Source organism: Faecalibacterium sp. 3 (genome assembly GCF_048323735.1).
In the GTDB taxonomy this organism is placed as follows: Bacteria; Bacillota; Clostridia; order Oscillospirales; family Ruminococcaceae; genus Faecalibacterium; species Faecalibacterium wellingii.
The window spans coordinates 2,261,293-2,286,876 of record NZ_JBLWFN010000001.1 but is presented as its reverse complement, the minus strand read 5'-3'; the positions used below and the strand labels follow the sequence as shown (position 1 = coordinate 2,286,876).

The window sequence follows — 25,584 nt, the reverse complement described above, 5'->3', positions numbered from 1 at the left end:
ATCAATCACCCTCCTTTTCGGTATTCAGAGATTTGAGGTCCAGCTCCTTCTGGCTCAGCTGGCTGCGGGCGATCTCCTGATACTCCGGGCAGGTGACCATCAACTGGGCATGGGTGCCCTTGCCAACCAGACGGCCTTCGTCCAGCACGAGGATCTGGTTTGCATGCAGCACAGTGGAGATGCGCTGTGCCACAATGATAACGGTAGCGTTATCGGTCTGGGCTTTCAGTGCACGGCGCAGGGCTACATCGGTCTTGAAGTCGAGGGCAGAGAAACTGTCATCGAACAGGTAGATCTTTGGCTTTTTCGCAATGGCACGGGCGATGGAAAGGCGCTGCTTCTGGCCGCCGGACACATTGGAGCCGCCCTGTGCGATAGGGCTTTCGTAGCCCTGCGGTTTTGCATCGATGAACTCGGTGGCCTGCGCAATGGCAGCGGCCTTTTTCACGTCGGCATCGGTGATGTGCTCCCCGCCGAACTTCAGGTTCGAGCCGATGGTACCGCTGAACAGCACACCCTTCTGGGGCACATAGCCCAGCAGGTCGTGCAGCTGTGCCTGCGGCATATTGCGCACATCGATGCCATCCACGGTCACACTGCCGCCTGTCACATCATAGAAACGGGGGATGAGGTTGAGCAGGGTGGATTTGCCACAGCCGGTGGAGCCGATGATGGCAGTGGTCTCGCCGGGCTTTGCAGTAAAGCTGATGTGCTCCAGCGCATCGCTGTCCGCACCCGGGAAGCGGAAGCTCACATCGTGGAACTCTACCTCACCCTGCCAGTTTTTGTGCTCCTGCGCGGGCTCTGCAGCAGCTTCGTCCGGGTCGTTGATGGTGGCTTTGGTGCAGATCACCTCATCGATACGCTCCGCAGCCACACCGGCGCGGGGCAGCATGACGGCCACCATGGCCAGCATCAGGAAGGACATGACGATCTGCATGGTGTAGGTGATGAAGGCGATCATCTCGCCCACCTGCATGGTGCCGGTGTCCATGGCCTTGCCGCCAAACCAGACGATGAGCAGGCTGGTGCCGTTCATAATGAGGGTCATAAAGGGCATCATGGCCACCATGGCGCGGTTGGTGAACAGCTGGGTGCTCATCAGGTCTTTGTTGGCCTTGTCGAAGCGCTCCTCCTCAAACTTTTCACGGCTGAAGGCACGCACCGGCATGATGCCGGTCAAGATCTCGCGGCTGACAAGGTTCAGCCGGTCCACCAGCTTCTGCATGATCTTGAATTTCGGCATGGCAATGTTCATCAGGAAGAGGATGAGCAGCAGCAGAACGGCCACGTCCAGCACAATGATCCAGGAAAGGCCGGTGCTGCTGTTCAGCACATGCAGCACGCCGCCAATGCCCAGAATGGGCGCATAGGCCACCATGCGCAGCAGCATGACGCAGACGAACTGCACCTGCTGGATGTCGTTGGTGGTGCGGGTGATGAGGGATGCGGTGGAGAAATTCTCGATCTCTGCATTGGAGAACCCGATGACACTGGCAAAGGTCTCTCGGCGCAGGTCACGGCCAATGGCGGCGGACACGCGGGAGGCGAGGAAGCCCACAGCAATGGACACGGCCGCCATCAGCAGGGTGAGGCCCAGCATCTGGCCGCCTACGCGGTAAAGGTAGCGCATCTGCACATCGTGGGCAACGCCCTGTGCCTCGTATTCCAGCTGCACCAGCAGCACGGACTGACTTTTGAGGTTCTCCATCAGGGTATCATCCAAGCTGGCAAACGCACCGGCCAGCTGCTGCTGGACGGCTTCGCGGGTGAAACCGGGCATCTGGCTCATGGCGGCAAATTGGGCGCACACGGTGTCCAGATCCTCGGCAGTGGGGGTGACGGTCTCGGTATCCGTGGTGGTGCTCTCAGAGGATGCCGCCTGCATGTCGGCAAGGCCGGTCATACCCATGCTGTTCTGCCCGGCGGGGGCGTTCGCTGCCTGCGCAGCTGCCATATACAGCACGATGTCCGGCGTGGTGACGGCATCCTCCAGCGCGGCGCGCTCGTTGTCGGTCAGGTCGGTGCGCAGCTTCAGCACGCCGTCGTCCTGAAGATAATACCCGTAGGCGTTCTGGAGCGCATCGGCGTCCTCTTCGCTCATCAAAAGCGTGAGGGCGTCCAGCGTGCTCTGGCGTATCGTTTCCGGCAGGGGGCTTTCAATGCCGCCCTGCTGGATGCCGGTGTCCACGATCTTGCTGGTGTAGTCCGGCAGCGAAAGATCGCAGTACGCCTGCACGAACAGCAGCGCGAACACCACAAGACAGACGGCCCAGTGCCGGGCCAGCTGCTTGAAAATTTTCGTCATGGTTCGGTTCTCCCTTCGTTGTTTTTTGCTTCACGGGAAGCGTTTTCCGCAAGGATGGCATCCATCAGTGCGCCGCGCAAAACGTTCATCTGCTGCACCTGCTCCGGTGTCAGCCGGGCCATCACGCAGGCAAAATAATCGCTGAGGGCATCTTCACACCGGGCGCAGGCGGCGTAGCCCTCCGGCGTGATGCGCACCAGCGTTTTGCGCCGGTCAGCCGGGTCCGCTTCGCGCAGAACAAGGCCGTCCTGTTCCAACTGGCGCAGGCTGCGGCTGATGGCCGGCAGCGGCTGGTGTGCCTCCCGGGCAAAATCGGAAACATACACCGCTCCGTCCTGCCCGCGGGTGCTGATCGTGTGAGCCAGACCCTCCAGCATGGGAAAGTGGCACTTGGGACAGCCCCGCAGAGCCGCCTTCATGCCGGCCCGGGACGCCTTGCTCAGCCGTCCGAAAAAATGGCACAGGCCGTGAAAGTTCGCGGCGGCTTCGGTCTCGTTCAACATTCTATCCCTCCTCATTGCAAAATGCTTAACAGCTGTTAACTATTAACGCCTGACAATAATATTCCTCCAGTACCCAGAATGCAAGGGCGGTTTGGGATAATTTTAAAAAAGTTCACAAAAAGGGGAGGGCGGCAGAAAGCCTGAACCGCCCGGCAGCTGCATAAATAGAATAAGAAACGTTTCTGCGGGAGGGGCGGCGGCATTGGAACAGGGGCTGAAAGGGATCTTTGCGCTTTTTGGCGGGCTGGCATTGTTTTTGTATGGCATGGAGGCGCTCAGCCGCAGTCTGGAAACAGCGGCGGGACAGCGGATGAAGCGGCTGATGATGGTGCTGGCCGGCAGCCCGGTGCGGGGCGTGCTGGCGGGGGCAGCGGTCACGGCGGTGCTGCAAAGCAGCTCGGCAGTTACGGTGATGGTGCTGGGCTTTGTAAGTGCGGGCCTGCTGACCCTGCGGCAGGCGGTCCCGGTGATCTTTGGCTGCAACATCGGAACGACCATTACCGCACAGCTGCTGGCCTTCCGGCTGGAAGATGTGCGCGGCCTTGTGCTGCTGGCCGGGCTGCTGCTCTGCTTTGCCTGTGCAGGGCAGAAAGGCCGGGCTATTGGCCGGGCGGTGTTCGCCTTTGGCCTGCTGTTCGAGGGCATTGCCGGTATGAGCACGGCGCTGGCCCCGCTGGCACAGAGCCCGATGTTTGCGCTCTGGCTGGCACGGGTGCGGCATCGTCCGTGGCTGGGCCTGTTGACAGGCCTCTGCATGACCCTGACGGTGCAGAGCAGCTCTGCCACCATTGCAGTGCTTCAGAGCGTTGCGGCCCGGCCCGGCCCCCAGGGCGGCAGTCTGCTGGGCCTTGCAGGGGCACTGCCGGTGCTGCTGGGGGATAACATCGGCACCACGGTCACGGCGCTGCTGGCATCCATCGGGCAGAGCCGGGACACAAAACGGGCGGCGGCGGCCCACGCCCTGTTCAACCTGACCGGTGCGGCGGCGTTCTGTGCCCTGCTGCCGTGGTATGCGGGTCTGGTGGCAATGATCTCACCCAAAGGGCCGGAGCTGGAAGTCATTGCCCGGCAGATCGCCAACGCGCATACGCTGTTCAACCTCATCTGCACTGCGGTGTGGCTGCCGCTGACCCCGCTGATGGTGCGTCTGGTCTGCGGCCTTGTGCCGGATCGCCCGCCCAAAGCCCGGAATAGCTGAGAAATCCGGCACATCCCGCCTACGGGGTCTGTCATGGCAAACCTGCCAAAAATCCAGCGCTCAAGCCAAATAACGTGCATTTTAAAGTTGATTTCCAGCCAAGGATGTGGTACACTGAATAGGTTATAGGAGTATAAAAATAGGGCGTGGATTTGGCGGTTTTGCAAACGACGAAAATACGCTGCTTTTAGTATAGTGAGGATGAAAAGCATGAAGGATATCACAAAGGCACTGATGCAGCAGTTCCGCAGGGAACACAAGGCAGCGCGGCGGTATATGGCACTGCTGCTGGCATTGGCGCTGCTCACCAGCCTGTTCGTCAACTGGCAGCTGCACAGTGTGGGCATTGCCCAGACGGCAGACTACCAGTGCGGCGAGATCGAGCACCAGCACACCGCCGAGTGCTACGAGAAGGTGCTGGTGTGCGGCTATGAGGAGGGCGAACCGGAGGACTGGAACGCCACAAAGCCGGACGACAGCACATTCCCTGATGCGGATTATGGTGTGGAGCAGAGCGACGCCGACATTGCTGCCTATTCGGCAGAGCCGGAGCCGGAGTACATTTTTGTGCCCCACCAGCACACGGACGACTGCTATCAGGAAGTGAAAACGCTGACCTGCTACGAGGAAGAGCATGTGCACACCGACGACTGCTTTGACCCCGAGGATGGCAGCCTGATCTGTGACCTGTTCGAGCACACCCACGACGACAGCTGCTATACCATTGAATATGAGCTGGTGTGCGGTCTGGAAGAGGGCGAGCTTGTGGAGGAGCCCAACCCGGACTATGTGCCGGTGGATGAGGAAGCCTTTGCGGTGTTTGACGATGCCGTGGCCCTTCAGCCCGTTGTGGACGACAGCAGTCTGGACACCCCGGTGCACCACCACACCGATGCCTGCTATGAGGAAGTGCTGGTCTGCGGCCTGCCGGAGCACCACCACACCGTGAACTGCCTGTCCGACCCGCTGGCGGATGTGGAGGACGAGGAGACATGGAGCGCAAAGACGAATGTTGTGCTCACCGGTGCGTGGGCCGACGACCTGACCGCTGTGGCAAAAAGCCAGCTGGGTTACCAGCAGAGCGAGCGCAACTTCAAGTTGGACGATGAGGACCAGACCACCGTGCGCCACTACACCCGTTACGGTGCATGGTATGGCAACGCCTACGGTGCGTGGGATGTGATGTTCCTGTCCTACTGCCTGAACTATGCGAATGTGCCGCAGACCACGGTGCCGCAGCGCGCCGGTGTGCAGGCCCTGCGCAGCGACCTGCGCGGGTCCGAGTGGCTGAAGGCGGCGGCAGAGGTCGAGCTTGTGCCCGGCGATATCGTGTTCTACAACAGCATCACCACCGAGACGGTGGCGGTGGAAGAGGACGCGCCGCAGATCATGGATGATTCCGCCGATGCAGACATTGCCCTGCTTTCGCTGGAGCCTGCCGCCGCTGAGCCCCAGACCGAGGAGCGCACCGTCAGCACCGAGACCGTGGGCATCGTGTCGGATGTGGACGCGGATACCGGCACCCTGACCGTGATCTCCGGCGACGTGGACGGCAAGGTGGCCGAGGTGTCCCTGCGTGCGGACGAGATCACGGATGTGATCGATCTGGCCGCAGCCCATAAGGCACAGGAGGAAGAAGATAAAAGAGAATATATTGACGGTGTGGAACCGGCAGAGGATGCAGGAACCTCTCTTGTGATCTGGGCAATTGACCCCGCATCGCTGGCCTCTCCGTATGCGGTGGCACTGCTGGCCGATGAGGGTACCTCGACCACAAAGAACGATCTGGGTAAATATCTTAACAAAGTGACCTTCCGGAAAAATGTCAACGGCAACTGGCAGAACATCTCTTCCACGGAATCGGTGGAGGACGGCGATACCATCAATCTGATTTTGGAGTTCAATCTACCGCGAGGCACTCTTACAGGCGCCAACAATACGATTACTTACAAGCTGCCAAACGGCCTGAAGCTGAAAGAGGCTATCATAGACTACGACATTGTGGATGCAAGCAACAGCGATAAACCTGTGGGCAAATATACGATCCGAACAGATGGAACCGTTGTTATGACCTTTACGGACTTGGGCAGCGTCGGCGATGCGCTCGACGGCAAACTGACCTTCGAAGCAGAAGCAGACTATCAATCGGCCCCTAACGGTACGATCGACTTTGGCAATCATACGACGACCCTGAATGTTACCGAAAAAAAACCGGAGCAGCCGGATCTGTCCGTTGACAAGGGTCTTGAATATTACAACGGCAACGGCAAGAGAACGTGGAGCAATGATAAGGGTGATTACTATGCCTATTGGAAGGTTACGGTATCTTCCAAGAACGGCTCCGGCGGCACGGTACATCTGTGTGATACGCTGGACACCCAAAAGGGCTTCCCGGCAAAGCATACTAAGGATATTCCCATCAAACTGATCAAGTACAATGCGAATGGTACCACCACGGAGATCAATACAACAGAATATCCCTACACCATCTCAACGGATGGCGCAGTGCTGGAGTTTAAGGATCTTCCGGAGCTGAAGAAGGGTGAAAAGTACGTCCTGTACTACGCCACAAAGGCGGCGGCCGAAGACCTGAAAGCAATGTACGGCACCAACACTCCGAACATAATGTATAACACGGCTACAGCAGAAACCGAAAAGGTGCAGAAAGTCTCCTCTGACAAAAAGTATATCACGTATAACAAAACTATCATCGAAAAGAAAGGTAAACCGAATGCGGATGGTCTGATCGAATGGACAGTCGTAGTTCGTGCACCGCTGGATGGATCCACGGGTTTCCTGAAGGACTATACATTTCGGGATGTTCTGCCGGACAACATCAATCTGTCCAGTAACATCAATGTCCAAATTGAGGGAGAGCAGACGACCAACGAAACAATCACACTGAAACAGATGGAGGACGGCGTTAAGCTCTCAGAACTGAGCGAAAACGCAAAGACCGCCTTCCGCTTTACCATTACCTACAAGACCACTGTGCCGACAGACGACTCGCCATCTGTGACGAACGTGGCTTCTCTGGATAATAAACTCTCGGCAGAGAAAACAGTTCCCATTAGTCAGGGCGTCTGGAATCTGACCAAGACCCACAACCGCACGGAAAACGACATTGCCTATTGGAACCTGAACGCGGTGAATGTGACCGGTGCCAGCCAATTTGACTTGACCGATACCATCGGAGACACCACCGACGACAGCGGAGTTGTTCTTCGGGACAAACACTATGCCATTGCTTCGGAGCTGCAAAACGCGATTGAAAAGGGCCTGACGCTGACTCTGACGGATAATCGTACGCTGAACTATGCGGAGGCGGAAAAATACCTGACCATCACCTATTTAGATGCGTACAATAATGAAGTTGGTGCAAAGGATAGCGCCACCCATGTGCTGAGCTTTACCGTTGCAGTGAATACGGCAGAAGACGGCACAGTGCGCCAGATGTTGCTGAAGGATGTGCCCACGCATGAAGTGCGCAGCGATAAGCTGGAAGGCGCGGATTGGACCTTCACCAACAACGCAAAGATCATGCAGGGCGGCAACGCAAAGGCAAACGATTCGGCTAGGGATGTTTATCTCACCAGTGTCTTTGAAAAGAAGGTATCCATTGATGGCCGGAATACCTACCTGACAGAAGATAGCAAAGTGAACTATGACGCTATCCAAAACCAAACTTTGATGTATAGCATCAAGCTGGTGACAACGGGAACAGAAACAGGCAAGATTGTTATCGAGGATGCCCTACCGGAGGGAACCAAGTTGACCGTACACCGCGATAAGCTCAGGCTCTGCGTGGACAACGAGTGGTACGATTGGTCTGCTGGTGCGCGATGGCACGCTAACTATGAAAAGAATAAGCTGACTGTAGAAGTGTACGACTGCAACGACGGAAAACAACACGTCATTGAGCTTCTGTATGAGGTCACGATTGATATGACGAATGACTCCCGCTGGAAAGACCTGCTCACATCGGATGTCCCCTACAAAAACAGCGCAAGCGGCGGAGGAAAGAGCGACTCCATCACCCTGACCGTGCACAAAGATCTTCCCTCGCTGATCAAGACGGGTGAACAGATTTGGGACTCCGTGAATAATAAATGGAGCGATAAGGTCACATATAAGGTGATCATCAATCCGACAGGAAAACCACTGGGCAACGGTGGACCGCTGGAACTGCTGGACAAGATGCAGGTCAGCAATGGTGCAAATTTCTATGGAGAGAACGTCCAGCTGTACGAGTATGTTAAGGATACAGCCGTGGAAAACCTGCGGAAGGTGGAACCTGGACGCTACAGCGCTAGCATTAACGACCCAACAAAGGAAGGCTGGCTGTACATGACGATCCCGGATAGTACGGCACTTCTGCTGACGTATGACTGTGTGATCGACCCCGGCAATGCTGTGTCGCCTACATTGTCCAACATAGTCTCGCTGAATGGCAAAATCAGCGGAAGCTCTGACGGCCTGCAGTTCCAGACCAATTCGAGCAGTGCACAGATCACACGCGGTCAACTGATAATTTACAAGGTCGATGCGGAGACGCCTACACGGCTGAAAGGTGCGGAATTTACCCTCAGCCGTTACGACCCAAAGCTGGGCTTTACGGAAGGCTTGACGAGTAGAACCAATGAAAACGGTGAGCTGATCTTTGGCATCACAAAGAACGGCCCCAAAACGCTGAACGAAAATGTGCTCTACCGCCTGACTGAGACGAAGGCCCCGACGAACTATAATCTGGACAGCACGCCGAAATATCTGTTCTTCTATGAGAAGGACGCCAATCCCAAGGAAGCCTTCAAGACGGCTCTGGGCGATACTCCAATCAAAGACATCGACAATAACAAGAACGTGACGGTGGACGACGTGATCTTCGGCTGCTCAACCAATACCACACAGCTGACGGTCAAGAATACCTACAACCGGCTCACTGTCCAAAAATACTGGCTCAACGCCAGCAACAACCAGACAGCCAATGAAGCCGATATCCCGCAGAAGAGCATCCGTGTGCAGCTGTACCGCCACAAGGCTGGCCAGCCGCCGGAGGCATACGAGGCATACGGTACGCCGGTCGAGCTGTCGAAAACTAACAACTGGTCCCATACATGGGAAGGCACGGCCATCCCGGCAAAGGATGAGAAGGGCGAGGATTGGTTCTACTCTGTGAAGGAACTGGACACCGGCCTTTGGAAAACCACCTATAGCCCTAACAATGATACCGACATCCAGAAAGGCAGCATTTATATCACCAACACCATTTATTCGTCCTACGTGCTGCCCTCCACCGGCGGCATGGGCACGATGCCCTTTGCGGCGGTGGGCGGTATGCTGACCGTGGGTGCGGCCCTGCTGCTGGCCAAACGCAAAAAACACGAAGAGAAAGGGGAGTGAGCAGCCGATGGAACAGAAAAGCTTGCGCAGGCGGCTTGCAGCCCTGCTTTTGATGCTGTGCCTTCTGGCGGCAGGCGCACTGCCTGCCCTTGCCACCAGTGCGAATATCCGGCTGGTGGATGCCAGCGGAAACCCTGCCACCGGCACCATCCGCGTTGCGCTGTACGACAGCGCCAAGGATAAGGCTCTGAGCGGCGGTCAGCTGACGCTGTACCGCGTGGCTGAGGTGAAGCGCAAAAACGGCGACCTGAGCTTTGAATACTGCGGCGATTTTTACGGCTGCGGCATCGCGCTGGGTGACCTGACCGACAGCACGCTGGCAGACCAGCTGCTGGAATATATGCCGCAGGGCGCACGGGGCACCACAAAAACCGTTGATGCAGACGGCAATGCCGCCTTTGAAGATCTGGAACTTGGCCTGTACCTGATCGTGCAGAGCAAGGCCTCTAATGGCTATGCGCCCATCAAACCGTTCCTCGTTTCCCTGCCCATGGCAGAAAATGGGAAATGGAATTATGAGGTGGACGCCTCCCCCAAGGTGGGCGGCTACACCCCCGTCAAACCGGATACGCCGCCTGTACCGCCCACTCCCGTGCCGGACAAGCCCGGCACCCCGGAACAGCCCACGGAGCCCACAAACCCGGATACGCCCAAGAACCCGGATGGTCCGGGCAACCCGGTCTCGCCCGGCAGCCCGGATAGTCCGGTGGCTCCCGGCAGCCCGGATAGCCCGGTGGCCCCGGGAAACCCGGATAATCCCGCACTGGCGGGCCATCCGGACGGCGCAGTCATGAACGGTCTGCCCCAGACCGGCCAGCTGAACTGGCCTGTGCCGGTGCTGGCGGTCAGCGGTGTGCTGCTGTTTGCCGCTGGCTGGGTGCTGAACAAAAAGGAAGCGCTGCCATGAGACAGAAAATAGGAAAGATATGTATGGTGCTGGGTGCGCTGCTCATTTTGGCGGCGGCGGCGCTGCTTGCCTACAACAAGTGGGATGCGGCCCGCGCAGACAAGGCGGCACAGCAGGCACTGGGAGAGCTGGAACAGACCCTGACCACAACGGTTGAGGAAAAGGCAAAGTCGGAGACCGTTGTGCTGCAGCCGGAGCTGAACCCCGCCCAGCCCATGACCGAGACGGAACTGGACGGCTGGAGCTACATCGGCTACCTGTCCATCCCCTCCATTGGGCTCGACCTGCCCGTGATGAGCGAGTGGAGCTATGCGGGTCTGAAGATCGCGCCCGGCCGGTACTCCGGCTCCACATACGCGGACAACATGGTGGTCTGCGCCCATAACTATGCAAAGCACTTCAGCCCCATCAAATGGCTGGCCGAAGGGGCACAGGTCTATTTTACCGATATGGACGGCATGCGGTGGAGCTATGAGGTCTCCTATGTGGAGAATCTGCAGCCTACCCAGATCGAAAAAATGACCGAAAAGACGGAAGATTCCGATAACTGGGATCTGACCCTCTTCACCTGCACCACAGGCGGCCGTGCCCGCTGTGCCGTGCGGTGCGTGCGGACGGGCTACCCGGTGCTCACAACGGAGACTGCAGAATAAGATGCAAAAATCCCCTGTGCGCTGGCACAGGGGATTTTTTATATCCGGTATTCAGTGGGCGCTGCCTACCTTCACACATGGAAATCGGCTTTCCGAAGGAAGGCTTCCCCCGGTCGGGGGAAGCTGTCACCGCAGGTGACTGATGAGGGCGCGGGACAGCAGCATTTTACCTTAAATTACCCCTCATCCGTCTGCTCACTGCGTTCGCAGCCACCTTGGAAATTTATTTGCTCTGGATGTACTCGTCAATGGCCTTTGCAGCAGCCTTGCCTGCGCCCATGGCCTTGATGACGGTGGCAGCGCCGGTCACGGCGTCACCACCCGCGTACACACCGTCACGGCTGGTCTTGCCGTCGTCGCCGTCGGTGACGATGCAGCCGTGCTTGTTGGTCTCCAGACCCGGGGTGGTGGAGCGGATCAGCGGGTTGGGGCTGGTGCCCAGACTCATGATGACCGTGTCCACGTCCAGCTCAAACTCGCTGCCCTTCTTCTCGATGGGGCGGCGGCGGCCGGAAGCATCGGGCTCGCCCAGCTCCATCTCGATGCAAGTGATGGACTTGACAAAGCCCTCGTCATTGGCGTGGATCTCCACAGGGTTGCACAGGGTCTTGAAGATGATGCCCTCTTCCTCGGCGTGCTCCACCTCTTCCTTACGGGCGGGCAGCTCAGCCATGCCGCGGCGGTAGACGATGTACACGGTCTCGGCGCCCAGACGCAGGGCGCTGCGGGCAGCGTCCATGGCCACGTTGCCGCCGCCCACAACGGCGACCTTCTTGCCGGTGCGGATGGGGGTCTTGCTGGTGGGCAGATAAGCCTTCATCAGGTTGGAGCGGGTCAGGAACTCGTTGGCAGAGTAGACGCCCTTCAGGCTCTCGCCGGGGATGCCCATAAAGCGGGGCAGACCGGCACCGGAGCCTACAAACACGGCCTCGTAGCCGTACTCGCCCATCAGCTCGTCGATGGTGAGCACCTTGCCAATGACCATATTGCACTCAAAATCAACGCCCATCTTCTTCAGGCCGTCGATCTCCTGCTGCACGATGGCCTTGGGCAGACGGAACTCGGGGATGCCGTACATCAGCACGCCGCCGGCTACATGCAGGGCCTCGTAAACGGTGACCTTATAGCCCAGCTTTGCCAGATCGCCTGCGGCGGTCAGGCCGGCAGGGCCTGCACCGATGATGGCCACCTTGTGGCCATTCCATTCGGGCACGATGGGGGCGGTGTGCACATTCTCGCGGTGCCAGTCGGCAACAAAGCGCTCCAAGCGGCCGATGCCCACAGGCTCGTTCTTGATGCCGCGGGTGCACTTGCCCTCGCACTGGCTCTCCTGCGGGCAGACACGGCCGCAGACGGCGGGCAGGGAAGAGGAGCGGTTGATCACCTGATAAGCGGCTTCAAAGTCGCCCTCGGCCACATGACCGATGAACTCAGGGATATCGATGCCCACGGGGCAGCCGGTCTGGCAGGGCTTGTTCTTGCAGTGCACGCAGCGCTTTGCTTCGTTCACGGCCATTTCTTCGGTGTAGCCCAGAGCAACTTCCTTGAAGTTCTTATTGCGCACATTGGGGTCCTGGGTGGGCATGGGGCACTTCTTCGGGTCCATATTGAAAGCCATCTTACTTTACCTCCTGATTGAGCAGATTGCATGCCGCTTCACGGGCGTGTGCCTCAAACGGGCGGTACATGGTGCCGCGGGCCATTGCTTCGTCAAAATCCACCAGATCGCCGTCAAAGTCGGGGCCGTCCACGCAGGCGAACTTGGTCTCGCCGCCTACGGTCAGGCGGCAGCCGCCGCACATGCCGGTGCCGTCGATCATGATGGGGTTCATGGAAACGATGCTCTTCAGACCATGCTTCTGGCAGGTCTTGACCACGAACTTCATCATGATCAGCGGGCCGATGGTGATGACCAGATCGTACTGGTTGCCTGCGGCCACCAGCTCGTCCAGAGCGGCGGTAACAACGCCCTTGGTGCCGTAGCTGCCATCGTCGGTCATAATGCGCAGCTCATCGCTGCAGGCCCGGAACTCGTCCTCCAGGATCAGCAGATCCTTATTGCGGAAGCCGACCACGCTGTGCACCACACAGCCCTGCTCGTGCAGCTCACGGGCAATGGGCAGGGCAATGGCGCAGCCTACGCCGCCGCCCACGACACAGACCTTCTTCAGACCCTCCACCTCGGTGGCACGGCCCAGCGGGCCCACGAAATCGTGGACGCTCTCGCCGACCTTCAGGCTGTTCAGCTCCATCGTGGTACCGCCCACGATCTGGAAAATGATGTCCACAGTGCCCTTCTTGCGGTCGTAACCGGCCACGGTCAGGGGGATGCGCTCGCTGTCCTCAAACGGGCGCACAATGATAAACTGGCCCGGCTTTGCCTTTTTGGCAATCAGCGGGGCTTCAATGACCATCTTTGTCACGGTGGGGTTCAGCGCGACTTTTTCAGTGATCTTATACATCGTGTTTGCTCCTTTATGCTGGCATTTCCTATTTCTGCGCACGAAAACGCGCCTGCATGCCCTCGGCGGCATAACAGACGCAGCTTTTGCAGGCGATAAAATGACATTCTTATTATAATGGTTCCTACAGGAGAAAGCAACTAAATTTTCCTCGTGTCTGTTGCGGCAAACATGAATGAACGGCGGTGTCAGCCAGTGCAGAAAAGGCTTTTTGTGCGCAGACAGGCCTGTTTTGAAATTTTTTGCAAAAAATGCAAATTTGTGGTTGACAATTGCCGGACGGTACGGTATAATAATCAGCGTCGCCGGTAAACAACCGGCACGAACACATGGAATGTGCGGCCGTAGCTCATCTGGTAGAGCGCCACCTTGCCAAGGTGGAGGTAGCGAGTTCGAGCCTCGTCGGCCGCTCCATTTGTGGAAGTTTAGCTCAGCTGGGAGAGCATCTGCCTTACAAGCAGAGGGTCAGCGGTTCGAGCCCGTTAACTTCCACCATGTGGCCCGGTAGCTCAGTTGGTTAGAGCACCAGCCTGTCACGCTGGGGGTCGTCGGTTCGAGCCCGATCCGGGTCGTTTGCTTTGGCGAAAGCCAAAGCAACCTTTGCCTCTGTAGCTCAGTCGGTAGAGCAGGGGACTGAAAATCCCCGTGTCATTGGTTCGATTCCGATCGGAGGCACCATATGCGGCCGTAGCTCATCTGGTAGAGCGCCACCTTGCCAAGGTGGAGGTAGCGAGTTCGAGCCTCGTCGGCCGCTCCAACACGAAGCCATCATCAATGCAGCAATGCAAAGATGATGGCTTTTTTGCTGTTGTTTCCCATTGCATCTCCTTCCTGTGAAAAAGCAAAGCCGGAAAATCCGCAGATTTTCCGGCTTTGCAAATATAAAAATAATTATTCCGCTGATGTTGTCGGAGCGCACCCTGTGTGCGGAGACAATTTTAAATCGTTTCTTACAGGATCACATTTTTGATGAGCAGCGAAATGCTGCCGTCGTCGCTGTGCAGAAACTCTACTTCATTTTCCGAGTTCAGCAGCTCGGTGGGGATCTTCACCTCAATGCCGTTTGCAGTGTGGATGCTGCGGCTCTCCATGCGGCGGATGCGCGCAGGGGTCACGGTCACGGGCTGCTCAGGCGCTTCCAGCACATCGCTCTTTTCTACGTAGTCGTCAAAGGGCACGGCGGCAAGGGGATATTCCTCTTCCAGCTGCTGGCGCACCTGCTGGATGGACACCTGATTGTCGTTGTCAGCGGCCTGATTTGCGATCAGCATCGCGACCTGAGCCTCTACGTGGGGCTGATCCGCGTAGTTTTCCTGCACGGCCTGAACAGCGGCTTCCTGAATGGCCTGCAGCTTTTTTTTCTCCGGCTGAGCGGTGGTGTACTGGAACACCACGGTGGAAAGATAAAAATCCTTGTGCCCGTCGATGTCAAATTTCTTTTCCAGCAGCTTCATGGAGTAATCGGTGAGGTTCACGAGTGCGCCTTCCTCTACTTTGCCGCTTTGGCTGGGCAGACAGGCCCGCTGCTGTATGATGGAGTTCACCGGGGCACCTTCTACGGTCTCGGTGTAATGGGTGTAGCCGTTTTTGTAGTTCAGCTTCAGGATGCCCAGCCACGGCTCGCCATCGCGGGTAAAATCCACCACCGCAAGGTCTGCCCCCGGGATGGTGGTGTGGGCATGCATGTAGTCGAACAGCACCCCGGCAATGCGGCAGGAAAGGTCCACAAAATCGTGATTGTGTTCCAGCTCATTTTTAAAGGCGGAATCCGGCAGCGGGCGGCACTGGCGGATATCGTCGCTGGCAAGCAGTTTCTCGATGTGGTACTGGAAGTAGGCGGTTTTTTCAGCGGTCATTTCCATGCCGCCGCCGCTCAGCACAGGGGCGTCCATGGTGGTGTCCAGCACATGCAGGATAGCCTGATGAATAATGATCTCCACGGGTACAAAACCTCATTTCGTACAAAATCTTTTTTGCATACAGTATAGCACAGCATGACGCAAAAGGCGAGACCGCATCTTGTAAACAGCAGGCGGGAATGCTACAATAAGAGTAGAAAACTACCAAGGAAAGGGGACAAAAACCATGGAATTCCGTGATAAACCAATGGAAAACCTCATCCGCCTTCAGGAAAAGGATATCTGCAAAAATGCCCGCGCACTGCTTCTGGACGGCGAGAGCATCGTGGGCGCCTACAAGACGGTGCGCGATCAGGTGATCTTTACCACCCACCGCATCATCATGGTGGATATGCAGGGCGTCACCGGTACCCGGCAGCAGATCTTTGTGCTGCCGTACCGCAAGGTGCTGCACTTCGGCATTCAGACGGCAGGCTTTGGCGACCCGGTGCAGGCATCGCAGCTGACGGTCTGCTTTGCGGACGCACACGAGGCAAAGTTCGGCTTTATCGGCCAGCAGGAACTGTTTGCGGTCGCCAATGCCATCAGCCGGTGTATCCTGTAAATAACTCCTCTTAAAACAGCAGGCTCCCCGCCCGAGACCGGACAGGGAGCCTTTTGCTATATATGAAATGGGAGAATTAGCAGCGGCTTGTTTTGCGCACCAGCTGTTCGTGCATGAACACCATGAACACCAGCAGTGCCAGCAGATAAAATGGGAACAGCGCAGGAGTGATATTGTTTGCCAGCAGCCCGAACAGCGGCGGCATGGCCAGATTGCCCACATAGGCGCTTGCCATCTGGATGCCAATGACCGCCTGCGATCTGTCTGCACCGAAGTGCTCCGGCGTGGAGTGGATGATGCTGGGATAGATGGGCGCACAGCCCAGCCCCACCAGAACAAGACCGCACAGGGCAAGCACCTGCGGCCCGGGCAGCAGCAGGGCCAGCACGCCTGCGGCCAGAATGCACTGACCCATGCGGATCATCTGCGTATCGTTGAATTTCAGGGTCAAAAAGCCGCAGGCGGCGCGCCCGGCGGTGATGCCGATGTAGAACAGGCTGGCAAAGCTGGCGGCAGTGTCGGGGGCGACGCCTTTCGTCAGCGTGAGGTAGCTGCTGGCCCACAGACCGGCCGTGGTCTCCAATGCACAGTAGCAGAAGAAGCACAGCATCACCTCTCTGGCACCCGGCAGACGGAATACCTGCCCAAGGCTCAACACCTGCGGCAAGACAGCTTCGGCGTCGGTGCCTGCAGTACGGCCCTGCCATAGCGGCAAGCTGAAAAAGAGCACTGCACTCAGCAGGATCTGGAACAGGGCGATGTACCGGTATCCGGACGTCCACGGTCCGCCGCCTGCCAGCACCCGGCCCATGACCATGGGGCTGATCATGGTGCCGATGCCCCACATGCAGTGCAGCCAGCTCATATGGCGGCTTTTATAATGTAAGGCAACATAGTTGTTCAGAGCCGCGTCCACGCTGCCTGCGCCCAGCCCGTAGGGCACGGCCCACAGGCAGAGCATCCAGAACTGTGTGGAGATCGAAAAGCCGAACAGCGCGGCAGCCGTCATGCCCACACTGAGGGCGGTCACTTTTCCAGTGCCCAGCGCACGGGTGAGCCGGTCGCTGTTCAGGCTGGAAACGATGGTGCCGAAGGAGATGATCATGGAGATCAGCCCCGCATAGGACACCGGCACACCGAGCGCCGGATACATGGAAGGCCACGCCGACCCCAATAGGGAATCCGGCAGGCCCAGACTGATGAACGAGATGTAAATGATCGGAAGCAGAAGCTGTACCATAAACCTTGAGTTCCTCCGGGAAGCATGTTATACTTGCAATGCATCTTGTGCTTTACTGATGTAATAATATCACACATCAGAGCGAGATGTTAGGATAAAAACGCCCGATTGATACAACAAAACCGGCGCGGATGCAGATGTGTGACCTTGACGGAAAGGAGATGGCGGATCGTGGCATTTCAGACCAGCTGTGCAGCAGCGGGCGGTTTCAACTGCCTGCCGGATGTTGTGGCAGATGACGAGGGCAGGGAACTGGTGCAGCACGGCAGCGCACTGTTTCCCATTGCCTGCTATGAAGAGAACCTCAAAAGCTACTCGGTAGCATGGCATTGGCATGAAGAGTTTGAATACATCCTTGCCGTAAAAGGCCCACTGGCGGTGGACGTGAGCAAAGTCCGGCTGGTTTTGCAGACCGGACAGGGCGTGTTTGTCAATTCCGGAGTGTTCCATGCGGTGGAGCAGGCGGAGACCGGGGATGCTTTGCTGCATTCCGGGGTATTCCATCCGCGCCTGATCGGTGGCATGGACACCATCTTCTGGCAAAAGCTCGTGCACCCGCTGCTTCAGCCGGGAGCACCGGCCTTTTTTCTGCTGGACGAGGCAGACGACGGGCAGAAGGCCGTGCTCTGCCATTTGCGGGAAGTCTGGGACGCAGTGGCCCAAGAGGTCTTTGACTATGAGAATCAGGCACGGTACCATCTTTCGGCGGCGGTGCATCTGCTGGGAATGCAGTGCGAGGGTGGAAAAACAAAGGTCTCTCAGCAGGAGCAGATCGCGGCCCGGCGTATGAAGCAGATGCTGCGCTTTGTGGAGGAGCACTACGCAGAGGAGCTGAACGTGGAGCGCATTTCCGACTGCGTGGCCCTGAGTGAGAGCGCCTGCCTGCGCAGCTTCCGGCAGCTGCTGGGGATCACACCCATCCAGTATGTCAAGCAGTACCGCATTGAAAAGGCCGCCGAGCTGCTGCTTTCCACCAGCATGAAGATCGGCGAGATCGGTGCCGAATGCGGGTTTTCGGATACCAGCTACTTTACAAAGACCTTCCGGGAGATTAAGCACTGCACGCCCAGAGAGTACCGCCAGAAGTTTGCGGGAAGAGAGCAGTCTCTTTCAAGGCGGGACGGCGGCAGAGCCGGTGCACCGGCTGAGACAGCGTTATAAAAAGGAGAATCGGGAACAATGCAGCGTAGTCTGACAAAAGGCCCCATCACCAGCAGCATTTTGCTGTTTGCCCTGCCGCTGATGCTGGGCAATCTGCTGCAGCAGATGTATAACATTGCGGATACATGGGTGGCAGGCCGCTTTCTCGGCGCAGACGCGCTGGCGGCAGTGGGTATTACCTGAAAAAGAAGCGCCAAAAAAGCAAATAGCACAAAAACAGAAACCCGGAACCTTCTTGAGCCGCTTGGCTCGGAACAGGTTCCGGGTTCTGTGCAGTATCTTTGCAGAAAGCTGCTTTGCAGCAAAGGGGCAGGGAACAGCAAAATACAGATTACCGCTTGATATCGTAGTTCATGTTCATCAGGTTGCGGATGGTGCTCACATCATCGGTAATGTTGGCATCGCCGTGGATGGTGTGCTTGATGGCGCTGCTTGCCACCGCAAAGTTGATCATGTCCATAGCCTTGTAATCGTGCAGCATGGCGTAGATCAGGCCGCTGGCGAAAGCATCGCCGCCGCCCACGCGGTCCAGAATATTAAAGGTGAACAGCTTGCTCTCAAAGGTGTGGCCATCGTACCACATAAAGGCCTTCAGGCTGTTCTCGCTGCCGCTGTGGGCATAGCGCACATGGCGGCCGATGCACTTCAGGTTGGGATAACGCTCGATGAAATGCTGGAAGATCTCGTCCTGCTGCTCATAGCTGGGCTGCAGGGGAACACCATCCTTCCAGTCGCCCTTGCTGTGGTCGTTCTCATCCTTCCACAGGTGATAGGGCTCAATGCCCAGCAGAACATCCACATAGGGCAGGCATTCGGTGCAGAAGTCGCGGGCTTCTTCCCAGCTCCACAGGGTGGAACGGAAATTGCCGTCGAAGCTGACGGTCAGGCCCTTTTTCTTGGCGACCTTGAGCATGTCCAGGATCAGGGTGCGACAGTTGGGAGCCAGAGCCGGGGTGATGCCGCTCAGATGCAGCCAGTCAAAGCCCTCCAGCAGAGCGTCCAGATCGACCTGCGAGAAATCGTACTCGGTGATGGCACTGTGCTTGCGGTCGTAGATGACCTTGGACGGGCGGATGCCGTAGCCGGTCTCCAGATAATAGGTGCCCAGGCGGTTGGACTGGGTCTCGTTCGGCTCGGTAAGGATCATGGGAGTGCAGTGCACATCATTGGAACGCAGCCAGCGCACGGCGCTCTTGCCAAGGCTGTTGTTGGGTACCACGCTGAAGAAGGTGCTGTCTACACCAAGGTTAGCCAGTGCCAGTGCAATGTTGGCCTCGCTGCCGCCGTAGCTGGCCTCAAAGCTGGATGCCATACGGATCTTCTCGTAGTTCGGCGGGGTCAGGCGCAGCATGATCTCGCCGCAGGTGATGAATTTCTGGCCGGGGGTATCGTTGCCAAGGATCGGGTTGAAATGTTCCATAACGCTCCTCCTGATATTTACAGCTCATCAGAGCCCTGTTAACACATCGTTGTATCCATTATAATCCGACACAAGAGGGATTGCAAGCGCTTCCACGGAAATGCAAGAAAAAATAATTGCTGATTTTTGGAAGATTTGACGAAAAGTGTGCTGACGGCCAGCCTGCCGGGAACTTTCTCCTCAGACACGAAGCGAGCCATTCCATCGCCTGCCCTACCGGCCCATGTAAATGCCGCTTATCGTTACGTCCCCATGCCGTGAAAATGTGTTTGGAGCACGCCAAACGCGAAAAATAAATTTTCCACGGATGAAAGCCAGAGCGAAGTGGAGGCGATTCTGAATCGTTTTTACACGCCGGTCAGATCGAACGAAGGCGTATATTCTTCCTTTGCGCTGCTCTTCTGCTGCATGTATCCCTGCGCAAGCCCCTTGTCCATGGCGTAGTTCACCACCCGGCGGTACTCGTAGGTGGTGATGCGCCGCCCGATGCCGTGCTCTGCGGCCTTATAGAAAGGGGTATACTGGCTCATGACACTGGGAATGAAGCACCCCGGGTCGGCATCGTTCCACGCGGCCATCTGATCCAGAACAGCAAAGCTGTCATCGATGTGGCCGGGCAGGGCGAGATGCCGCAGAATGACCCCCTTTTGCAGGATGCCCTCTGCATCGAACGCCGGATGTCCGGCCTGTGCCATCATGGCTTCAATGGCGGGCTTTGCCTGTGCAAAGTAGTCCGGCGCAGAGGAAAGCTCTGCCGACAGGGCAGAGGATACATATTTTAAATCGGCCAGCCAGATGTCGATGTACCCGCGCCAGGCTTCCACGCTCTCCACCGTCTCGTAACCGCCGGTATTGCACACGATGGGCAGGTGCAGACCCTTTGCGCGCGCAATGTCCAGCGCGGCAATGATCCAGGGCTGCCACTGCCCCGGCGTGACCAGATTGATGTTGTGGGCACCCTGAGACTGCAGGTTCAGAAAGATCTCTGCCAGATGTTCAACGGTGATCTCCCTGCCGAGGCCTTCGGCGCTGATGGGATAGTTCTGGCAGAAGCAGCATTTGAGGGTGCAGCCGGAGAAAAACACCGTGCCGCTGCCCCTTGTACCGCTGATGCAGGGCTCTTCCCAGTAGTGCAGGGCCGCACGGGCGGCTTTCAGGGTGCTGCCTGCACCGCAGAAGCCGGTGCGTCCGGCAGCACGGTCGGCTCCGCAGCGGCGCGGACAGAGCGTGCAGGAAGAGGGAATGGAAACAAGATCGGTTTTCGGCATAATATCCAAAGTCCTTTGCAGAAAGTTTGTCAGCTTCAGTATACCACTTTTCAACCGGACGTGCTATACTATAAGACGTGGAAAGAATAATATATATCAGAAGCAACATTTTTGCATAATGCGGCCGAAATGACGGGCTGCGGCAGAGAAATGACCATGATGGAGGAAATCATGCGCACCGAAACCGATGAAATCCGTGATAACCTGAAGTATTTGACCCTGCTTTCCCGGGACTACCCCTCGCAGGCGGCAGCGGCCAGTGAGATCATCAGCACACAGGCGCTGCTCAAGCTGCCCAAGGGCACTGAGCATTTCATGAGTGATCTGCACGGCGAAAATGAAGCCTTTGTGCATATCCTGAACTCGGCCTCCGGTGTGATCCGTGAAAAGGTGGATCAGGTGCTGGGCGATACCGTGCCGGAAAATGCCCGCGCCGAGCTGGCAACATTGATCTACTACCCCAACGAAAAGCTGCCCCAGCTTAAGGCCCGCTGCGCCAGCGAGGAGGCGCTGGATCAGTGGTATACCGAAACACTGCTCCGGCTCATCGATATCTGCCGACTGGTGTCCTCCAAACATACGCGGGAGCATGTGCGCAGCTGTCTGCCTGCCAGCTGCGGTTACATTCTGGACGAGCTGCTCCACGCCCACTTTGAAGACCACGATAAAGACCTTTACTATGGTCAGATCGTGGGCAGCATTATTGAAAATGGCCGTGCAGACCACTTCATCGTGCGGCTGTGCGAGCTGATCAAGCATCTGGCCGTGGACAAGCTGCATATCGTAGGCGACCTGTTCGACCGCGGCCCGCGCCCGGACATCATTCTGGATCTGCTCATGCGCCACCACAATGTGGATATCCAGTGGGGCAACCATGATGTGGTGTGGATGGGAGCCGCCGCAGGCAGCCCCATCTGCATCTGCACAGTGCTCAAGACCACACTGGCCTATCATAATCACGGAATGCTGGAAGACTGCTATGGCATCAATCTGCGTCATTTGCAGCGTATGGCCGAGCAGTTTTACGGCGAGGACGACCTGAGCATCTGGATGCCCCATACCGATGCGGCCCGCGGCCCCTACACCGAAGGGATGCTGCACCGCTGTGCTGTGATGCACAAGGCCATCAGCATCCTGATGTTCAAGCTGGAATGTCAGGTGATCGACCGCAACCCGGACTTCCAGATGCAGGGCCGGGATTATCTGCGTCGCATCGACTGGTCGAAGCATACGGTCAGGATCGGGGAAAAGGAGTATCCGCTGCGGGATACCTCGTTCCCCACCGTAGACCCTGCCGCCCCGGCGGCACTGAACCCGGATGAGCAGCTGGTGCTGACCAAGCTGGTGCAGTCCTTTCGCCAGAGCGAAAAAATGCAGCAGCATGTGGAGTTTCTCTATGCCAAGGGCAGCGTGTATCACATCGAAAACGGCAACCTGCTCTACCACGGTGCAGTGCCTATGACCAGCCGGGGCACCTTTGCCACGGAACGCTTTGAGGGCCGCCTCTACTCCGGACGTGCCCTGATGGACTACTGCGACGCCCGGGCGCGCCGTGGCTATTACGCGCCCGAGGGCAGTGCCGCACGTCAGAGCGGACAGGACTTTTTGTGGTATCTGTGGTGCGGCAAGCTCTCGCCGCTGTTCGGCCGCAGCGCCATGACCACCTTTGAACGGCTTTATGTCGCAGACAGCTCCACCCACACCGAGGTGAAAGATCCCTATTATACATGGTATAATGACGAAGCCGTATGCCGCCGCATTCTGGCAGAGTTCGGCCTGCCGGGCAGCAGCCATATCGTCAACGGCCATGTGCCGGTGCGGGAAAAGAACGGCGAAAGTCCCATCAAGGGCGGCGGCAGGCTGGTGGTCATCGATGGCGGTTTCTGCCGTGCGTACCACGAAAAGACCGGCATTGCGGGCTACACGCTGGTGTATTCCAGCCGCACCATGTCCCTGCGCACGCACCAGCCCTTTGAAAGCGCGGAAAAGGCTGTGAAGGAAAATCTGGACATCATCTCTCAAAAAAATATCCTGGAAACCGAAAATCATCGCATCCTTGTGGAGGACACCGACGAGGGTGAGGTGCTGCGGGAGCGGGTGCACGACCTCAAACAGCTGGTGACAGCCTACCAGCTGGGCTGGATCACTGAGGCCCGCTGCGAGGATCATATCTGGTAAAGCGCAACAATTGTACACCATTTTTCTGTAAAATACCTAAAAAAGAAATCAAAATTTTGGAATATTCTGCATGAAAATGGGCAAAACAGAAAATAATAGAACATCACCAAGCGGGGCTTTGCTTTTTTGTGAAAGTTGTGTATAATAAGATAGCTGTAGTAGTACGGCATTGTTTATTGCACGGCTGCAGCAGCTTTTATGGAGAATGCTTTCAGGAACCTTAACAGGCCTGAATAACGGGCCTTTGACAAGGAGATCATAAAATTGGAGAAATTTGTTATTACGGGCGGTAAGCCCCTGCGTGGCGAAGTTACCATTTCGGGTGCGAAGAATGCGGCGGTAGGCATCCTGCCTGCAACCATTCTGGCAGCGGATGTCTGCGTGGTCGAGAACCTGCCGGATATCAGTGATGTGGCGGTGAGCCTGAAGATCCTCAGCGTTCTGGGCGCACAGATCAGAATGCTGGACCGTAACACCTATGAGATCGATACCACCCACCTTACCGGGACCAACGTCCCGGACGATCTGTCCCGTCAGATGCGCGCCAGCTATTATTTTCTGGGCGCACTGCTGTCCCGCTTTGGCAAGGCACAGGTGGCCATGCCCGGCGGCTGCAATCTGGGCCCCCGCCCCATCGATCAGCATCTGAAGGTGTTCAGTGCGCTGGGCGCTGAGGACAGCGTGGATTATGGCATGATCACGGTGCGTGCCAAGGAGCTGAACGGCGCACACATCTTCTTTGACAAGGTCAGTGTGGGCGCTACCATGAACGGTATGCTCTCCGCTGTCATGACCAAGGGCCAGACCATTCTGGAAAACTGTGCCAAGGAGCCCCATGTGGTGGATCTGGCAAACTTCCTGAATATGTGCGGCGCAGATGTGCGCGGTGCAGGCACCGATGTCATCAAGGTGCGCGGTGTGGAAAAGATGCACGGCTGCACCTACAGCATCATTCCGGATCAGATCGAAGCCGGCAGCTACATGGTGGCTGCTGCGGCTACGGGTGGGGATGTGCTGGTGAAAAATGTTACCCCCAAGCATTTGGAGCCGATCACCGAAAAGCTGCGCCGTGCAGGCGTGGAGGTGGAAGAGTTCGACGATGCAGTGCGCGTGCGCCGCACCGGCGATATTCTGCCGCTGAAGATCAACACCATGCCGCACCCCGGTTTCCCCACCGATATGCAGCCCCTGATGGGTGTGCTGCTGAGTGTGGCCAAGGGCACCAGCACCGTTACTGAGAGCGTGTGGGACAACCGCTTCCGCTATGTGGACGAGCTGCGCAAGATGGGCGCGAACGTGCAGGTGGACGGTCAGGTGGCCGTATTTGAGGGTGTGGACAAGCTCAGCCCTGCGCCGCTGCGTGCGCTGGATCTGCGTGCGGGCGCTGCCATGGTGGTGGCTGCTCTGATGGCAGACGGCACCAGCGAGATCGAGGAGATCGGTCACATTGAGCGTGGCTACGAGAATATCGTGGAAAAGCTGCGCGGTCTGGGTGCCGATATCAAAAAGGTGGAACGGATGCCTGCCGCACTGGATCAGGCACTGTAACGTATCAGAAAACAAACAGCCTGCTGCATATGCGGCGGGCTGTTTTTGAGTGTATCAGAGGTTTTTCATGGCAGAATTTATCTCATTGTACTCCGGCTCTTCCGGCAACAGCAGCGTGGTGCGCTGCGGTGAGCACTACCTCATCGTGGATATGGGCAAGGGCGTGCGCACTACCACGGCGGCGCTCAAGGCGCTGGGCCTTGCCGTCAGCGACTGCGACGGCATCCTTATCACGCACGAGCACAGCGATCATGTGAAGGGGCTTTCCACCTTCCTCAAAAAGAACCCGCTGCCGGTGTATGGCGCGGCAGCTACACTGGATTTTCTGGATGCCAATGGAATCGTCCCGGCAGCCTGTGAGCTGCACGAGCTGGAAGGCAGGGAAGAGGACGTGGGCGCATTCGGCGTGCGGGCATTCCCCACCAGTCACGACGTGCCCTGTGTAGGCTACCGCATCCACACGCCGGACGGTAAGACAATGAGCATCGCCACGGACCTTGGCACGCTCACCCCGCCGGTGCATGAAGCGCTGACCGGCTGCGACCTTGTGGCACTGGAAAGCAATTACGACCTGCACATGCTGCGCAGCGGGCCGTACCCCTATTACTTACGGGCCCGGATCGAGAGCACCCGGGGCCATCTTTCCAACGATGAGTGCGCTGCAAAGCTGCTGGAGCTCATTCAGGAGGGGTGCAAAAAGTTTGCACTGTGCCATCTCTCGCAGGAGAACAATACACCCTCCCTTGCGCTGCAGACAGTATTCAATACGCTGGGTGCAGCGGGCGTTGTGCCGGACAGGGACTGCATCGTGCAGGCACAGCGCCGCAGCGAAGTGAGCCCTGCATTGAAGTTTTGAGTAAAAGAAAAAGCAACGC

General features: G+C 57.5%; 17 protein-coding genes, 5 tRNA genes and 1 pseudogene. 15 read left to right on the top strand and 8 right to left on the bottom strand.

Going from position 1 to position 25,584, the window contains the following annotated elements; genetic code table 11:
• Position 1: 1 nt before the first annotated feature.
• Both ACNSPV_RS10875 and ACNSPV_RS10870 read right to left on the bottom strand, forming a co-directional pair.
• Positions 2 to 2,308, bottom strand: coding sequence for an ABC transporter ATP-binding protein (locus tag ACNSPV_RS10875; RefSeq protein ID WP_348583423.1), 2,307 nt, complete (start codon positions 2,306 to 2,308; stop codon positions 2 to 4).
• Entirely contained in the window at positions 2,305 to 2,811 is a 507-nt protein-coding gene (locus ACNSPV_RS10870; protein WP_348583424.1) for a MarR family winged helix-turn-helix transcriptional regulator, read from the bottom strand. Before ACNSPV_RS10870 ends, ACNSPV_RS10875 begins: the two co-directional genes overlap by 4 nt.
• A 202-nt stretch (positions 2,812 to 3,013) precedes the next feature.
• Here ACNSPV_RS10870 and ACNSPV_RS10865 point away from each other — a divergent pair, with 202 nt between their 5' ends.
• The 4 genes from ACNSPV_RS10865 to ACNSPV_RS10850 all read left to right on the top strand — a co-directional run bounded on the left by ACNSPV_RS10865 (position 3,014) and on the right by ACNSPV_RS10850 (position 10,969).
• Complete coding sequence (locus ACNSPV_RS10865) at positions 3,014 to 4,009, top strand: Na/Pi symporter (protein WP_348583425.1); 996 nt, start codon at positions 3,014 to 3,016, stop codon at positions 4,007 to 4,009.
• 210 nt (positions 4,010 to 4,219) lie between these two features.
• Entirely contained in the window at positions 4,220 to 9,409 is a 5,190-nt protein-coding gene (locus tag ACNSPV_RS10860; protein WP_348583426.1) for a SpaA isopeptide-forming pilin-related protein, read from the top strand.
• Positions 9,410 to 9,416: 7 nt separating this feature from the next.
• Positions 9,417 to 10,316, top strand: coding sequence for a pilin N-terminal domain-containing protein (locus tag ACNSPV_RS10855; protein WP_348583427.1), 900 nt, complete (start codon positions 9,417 to 9,419; stop codon positions 10,314 to 10,316).
• Positions 10,313 to 10,969 carry a sortase gene (locus ACNSPV_RS10850; RefSeq protein WP_348583428.1) on the top strand — a complete coding sequence of 219 codons (657 nt, stop codon included), beginning with the start codon at positions 10,313 to 10,315 and terminating at the stop codon, positions 10,967 to 10,969. Before ACNSPV_RS10855 ends, ACNSPV_RS10850 begins: the two co-directional genes overlap by 4 nt.
• Positions 10,970 to 11,192: 223 nt before the next feature.
• Here the strand turns inward: ACNSPV_RS10850 and gltA are convergent, their stop codons facing one another.
• Together gltA and ACNSPV_RS10840 are read right to left on the bottom strand one after the other, a co-directional pair.
• Positions 11,193 to 12,587, bottom strand: coding sequence for an NADPH-dependent glutamate synthase (gene gltA / locus ACNSPV_RS10845; protein ID WP_118526077.1), 1,395 nt, complete (start codon positions 12,585 to 12,587; stop codon positions 11,193 to 11,195).
• Between the two features lies 1 nt (position 12,588).
• Positions 12,589 to 13,431, bottom strand: coding sequence for a sulfide/dihydroorotate dehydrogenase-like FAD/NAD-binding protein (locus ACNSPV_RS10840; protein WP_348583429.1), 843 nt, complete (start codon positions 13,429 to 13,431; stop codon positions 12,589 to 12,591).
• A gap of 338 nt (positions 13,432 to 13,769) precedes the next feature.
• Here ACNSPV_RS10840 and ACNSPV_RS10835 point away from each other — a divergent pair.
• From ACNSPV_RS10835 to ACNSPV_RS10815, 5 genes are all read left to right on the top strand, one after another.
• Positions 13,770 to 13,845: transfer RNA gene (locus tag ACNSPV_RS10835), tRNA-Gly, on the top strand.
• 5 nt (positions 13,846 to 13,850) lie between these two features.
• Positions 13,851 to 13,926 (top strand) — tRNA-Val (locus ACNSPV_RS10830).
• A gap of 3 nt (positions 13,927 to 13,929) precedes the next feature.
• Positions 13,930 to 14,003, top strand: a tRNA-Asp gene (locus tag ACNSPV_RS10825).
• Between the two features lie 30 nt (positions 14,004 to 14,033).
• Positions 14,034 to 14,109: transfer RNA gene (locus tag ACNSPV_RS10820), tRNA-Phe, on the top strand.
• 3 nt (positions 14,110 to 14,112) lie between these two features.
• Positions 14,113 to 14,188, top strand: a tRNA-Gly gene (locus ACNSPV_RS10815).
• 193 nt (positions 14,189 to 14,381) lie between these two features.
• Here the strand turns inward: ACNSPV_RS10815 and ACNSPV_RS10810 are convergent.
• Positions 14,382 to 15,371, bottom strand: a complete 990-nt coding sequence (locus tag ACNSPV_RS10810; protein WP_348583430.1) for a nucleoid-associated protein — start codon at positions 15,369 to 15,371, stop codon at positions 14,382 to 14,384.
• A 145-nt stretch (positions 15,372 to 15,516) separates the two neighbouring features.
• Here ACNSPV_RS10810 and ACNSPV_RS10805 point away from each other — a divergent pair, with 145 nt between their 5' ends.
• On the top strand, positions 15,517 to 15,894 hold the full coding sequence (locus ACNSPV_RS10805) for a PH domain-containing protein (protein ID WP_097775338.1): 378 nt from the start codon (positions 15,517 to 15,519) through the stop codon (positions 15,892 to 15,894).
• 76 nt (positions 15,895 to 15,970) lie between these two features.
• Here ACNSPV_RS10805 and ACNSPV_RS10800 read toward each other — a convergent pair whose 3' ends face one another.
• Complete coding sequence (locus ACNSPV_RS10800) at positions 15,971 to 17,134, bottom strand: MFS transporter (protein ID WP_348583431.1); 1,164 nt, start codon at positions 17,132 to 17,134, stop codon at positions 15,971 to 15,973.
• Positions 17,135 to 17,305: 171 nt separating this feature from the next.
• Between ACNSPV_RS10800 and ACNSPV_RS10795 the strand changes: the two genes are divergently transcribed.
• Both ACNSPV_RS10795 and ACNSPV_RS10790 read left to right on the top strand, forming a co-directional pair.
• Positions 17,306 to 18,295, top strand: coding sequence for an AraC family transcriptional regulator (locus ACNSPV_RS10795; protein WP_348583432.1), 990 nt, complete (start codon positions 17,306 to 17,308; stop codon positions 18,293 to 18,295).
• Positions 18,296 to 18,313: 18 nt separating this feature from the next.
• Positions 18,314 to 18,469: pseudogene (locus tag ACNSPV_RS10790) on the top strand (MATE family efflux transporter); the annotation flags it as partial.
• 157 nt (positions 18,470 to 18,626) lie between these two features.
• Here the strand turns inward: ACNSPV_RS10790 and ACNSPV_RS10785 are convergent.
• Both ACNSPV_RS10785 and ACNSPV_RS10780 read right to left on the bottom strand, forming a co-directional pair.
• Positions 18,627 to 19,715 (bottom strand): sugar kinase, encoded by a 1,089-nt coding sequence (locus ACNSPV_RS10785; RefSeq protein ID WP_249236724.1) that lies wholly within the window; start codon positions 19,713 to 19,715, stop codon positions 18,627 to 18,629.
• A 347-nt stretch (positions 19,716 to 20,062) separates the two neighbouring features.
• Entirely contained in the window at positions 20,063 to 20,983 is a 921-nt protein-coding gene (locus ACNSPV_RS10780) for a radical SAM protein (RefSeq protein ID WP_348583433.1), read from the bottom strand.
• 159 nt (positions 20,984 to 21,142) lie between these two features.
• On the opposite strand from ACNSPV_RS10780, the gene ACNSPV_RS10775 reads away from it, so the two are divergent.
• The 3 genes from ACNSPV_RS10775 to ACNSPV_RS10765 all read left to right on the top strand — a co-directional run bounded on the left by ACNSPV_RS10775 (position 21,143) and on the right by ACNSPV_RS10765 (position 25,565).
• Positions 21,143 to 23,161, top strand: coding sequence for a fructose-1,6-bisphosphatase (locus tag ACNSPV_RS10775; RefSeq protein ID WP_348585190.1), 2,019 nt, complete (start codon positions 21,143 to 21,145; stop codon positions 23,159 to 23,161).
• A 264-nt stretch (positions 23,162 to 23,425) separates the two neighbouring features.
• The gene (locus ACNSPV_RS10770) at positions 23,426 to 24,709 is read left to right on the top strand and encodes a UDP-N-acetylglucosamine 1-carboxyvinyltransferase (protein WP_339395685.1); all 1,284 of its coding nucleotides are present in this window, start codon (positions 23,426 to 23,428) and stop codon (positions 24,707 to 24,709) included.
• A gap of 67 nt (positions 24,710 to 24,776) precedes the next feature.
• Positions 24,777 to 25,565: an MBL fold metallo-hydrolase gene (locus ACNSPV_RS10765; RefSeq protein ID WP_348583434.1), complete on the top strand. Its 789-nt coding sequence runs from the start codon at positions 24,777 to 24,779 to the stop codon at positions 25,563 to 25,565.
• The last annotated feature ends 19 nt before the right edge of the window (positions 25,566 to 25,584 follow it).

Coding starts and splice junctions, on each gene's coding strand:
- ACNSPV_RS10765 (WP_348583434.1), top strand. CDS start 24,777: ATGGCAGAATTTATCTCATTGTACTCCGGCTCTTCCGGCAACAGCAGC.
- ACNSPV_RS10850 (WP_348583428.1), top strand. CDS start 10,313: ATGAGACAGAAAATAGGAAAGATATGTATGGTGCTGGGTGCGCTGCTC.
- ACNSPV_RS10805 (WP_097775338.1), top strand. CDS start 15,517: ATGGAATTCCGTGATAAACCAATGGAAAACCTCATCCGCCTTCAGGAA.
- ACNSPV_RS10775 (WP_348585190.1), top strand. CDS start 21,143: ATGGAGGAAATCATGCGCACCGAAACCGATGAAATCCGTGATAACCTG.
- gltA (WP_118526077.1), bottom strand. CDS start 12,587: ATGGCTTTCAATATGGACCCGAAGAAGTGCCCCATGCCCACCCAGGAC.
- ACNSPV_RS10855 (WP_348583427.1), top strand. CDS start 9,417: ATGGAACAGAAAAGCTTGCGCAGGCGGCTTGCAGCCCTGCTTTTGATG.
- ACNSPV_RS10860 (WP_348583426.1), top strand. CDS start 4,220: ATGAAGGATATCACAAAGGCACTGATGCAGCAGTTCCGCAGGGAACAC.
- ACNSPV_RS10875 (WP_348583423.1), bottom strand. CDS start 2,308: ATGACGAAAATTTTCAAGCAGCTGGCCCGGCACTGGGCCGTCTGTCTT.
- ACNSPV_RS10800 (WP_348583431.1), bottom strand. CDS start 17,134: ATGGTACAGCTTCTGCTTCCGATCATTTACATCTCGTTCATCAGTCTG.
- ACNSPV_RS10785 (WP_249236724.1), bottom strand. CDS start 19,715: ATGGAACATTTCAACCCGATCCTTGGCAACGATACCCCCGGCCAGAAA.
- ACNSPV_RS10780 (WP_348583433.1), bottom strand. CDS start 20,983: ATGCCGAAAACCGATCTTGTTTCCATTCCCTCTTCCTGCACGCTCTGT.
- ACNSPV_RS10870 (WP_348583424.1), bottom strand. CDS start 2,811: ATGTTGAACGAGACCGAAGCCGCCGCGAACTTTCACGGCCTGTGCCAT.
- ACNSPV_RS10840 (WP_348583429.1), bottom strand. CDS start 13,431: ATGTATAAGATCACTGAAAAAGTCGCGCTGAACCCCACCGTGACAAAG.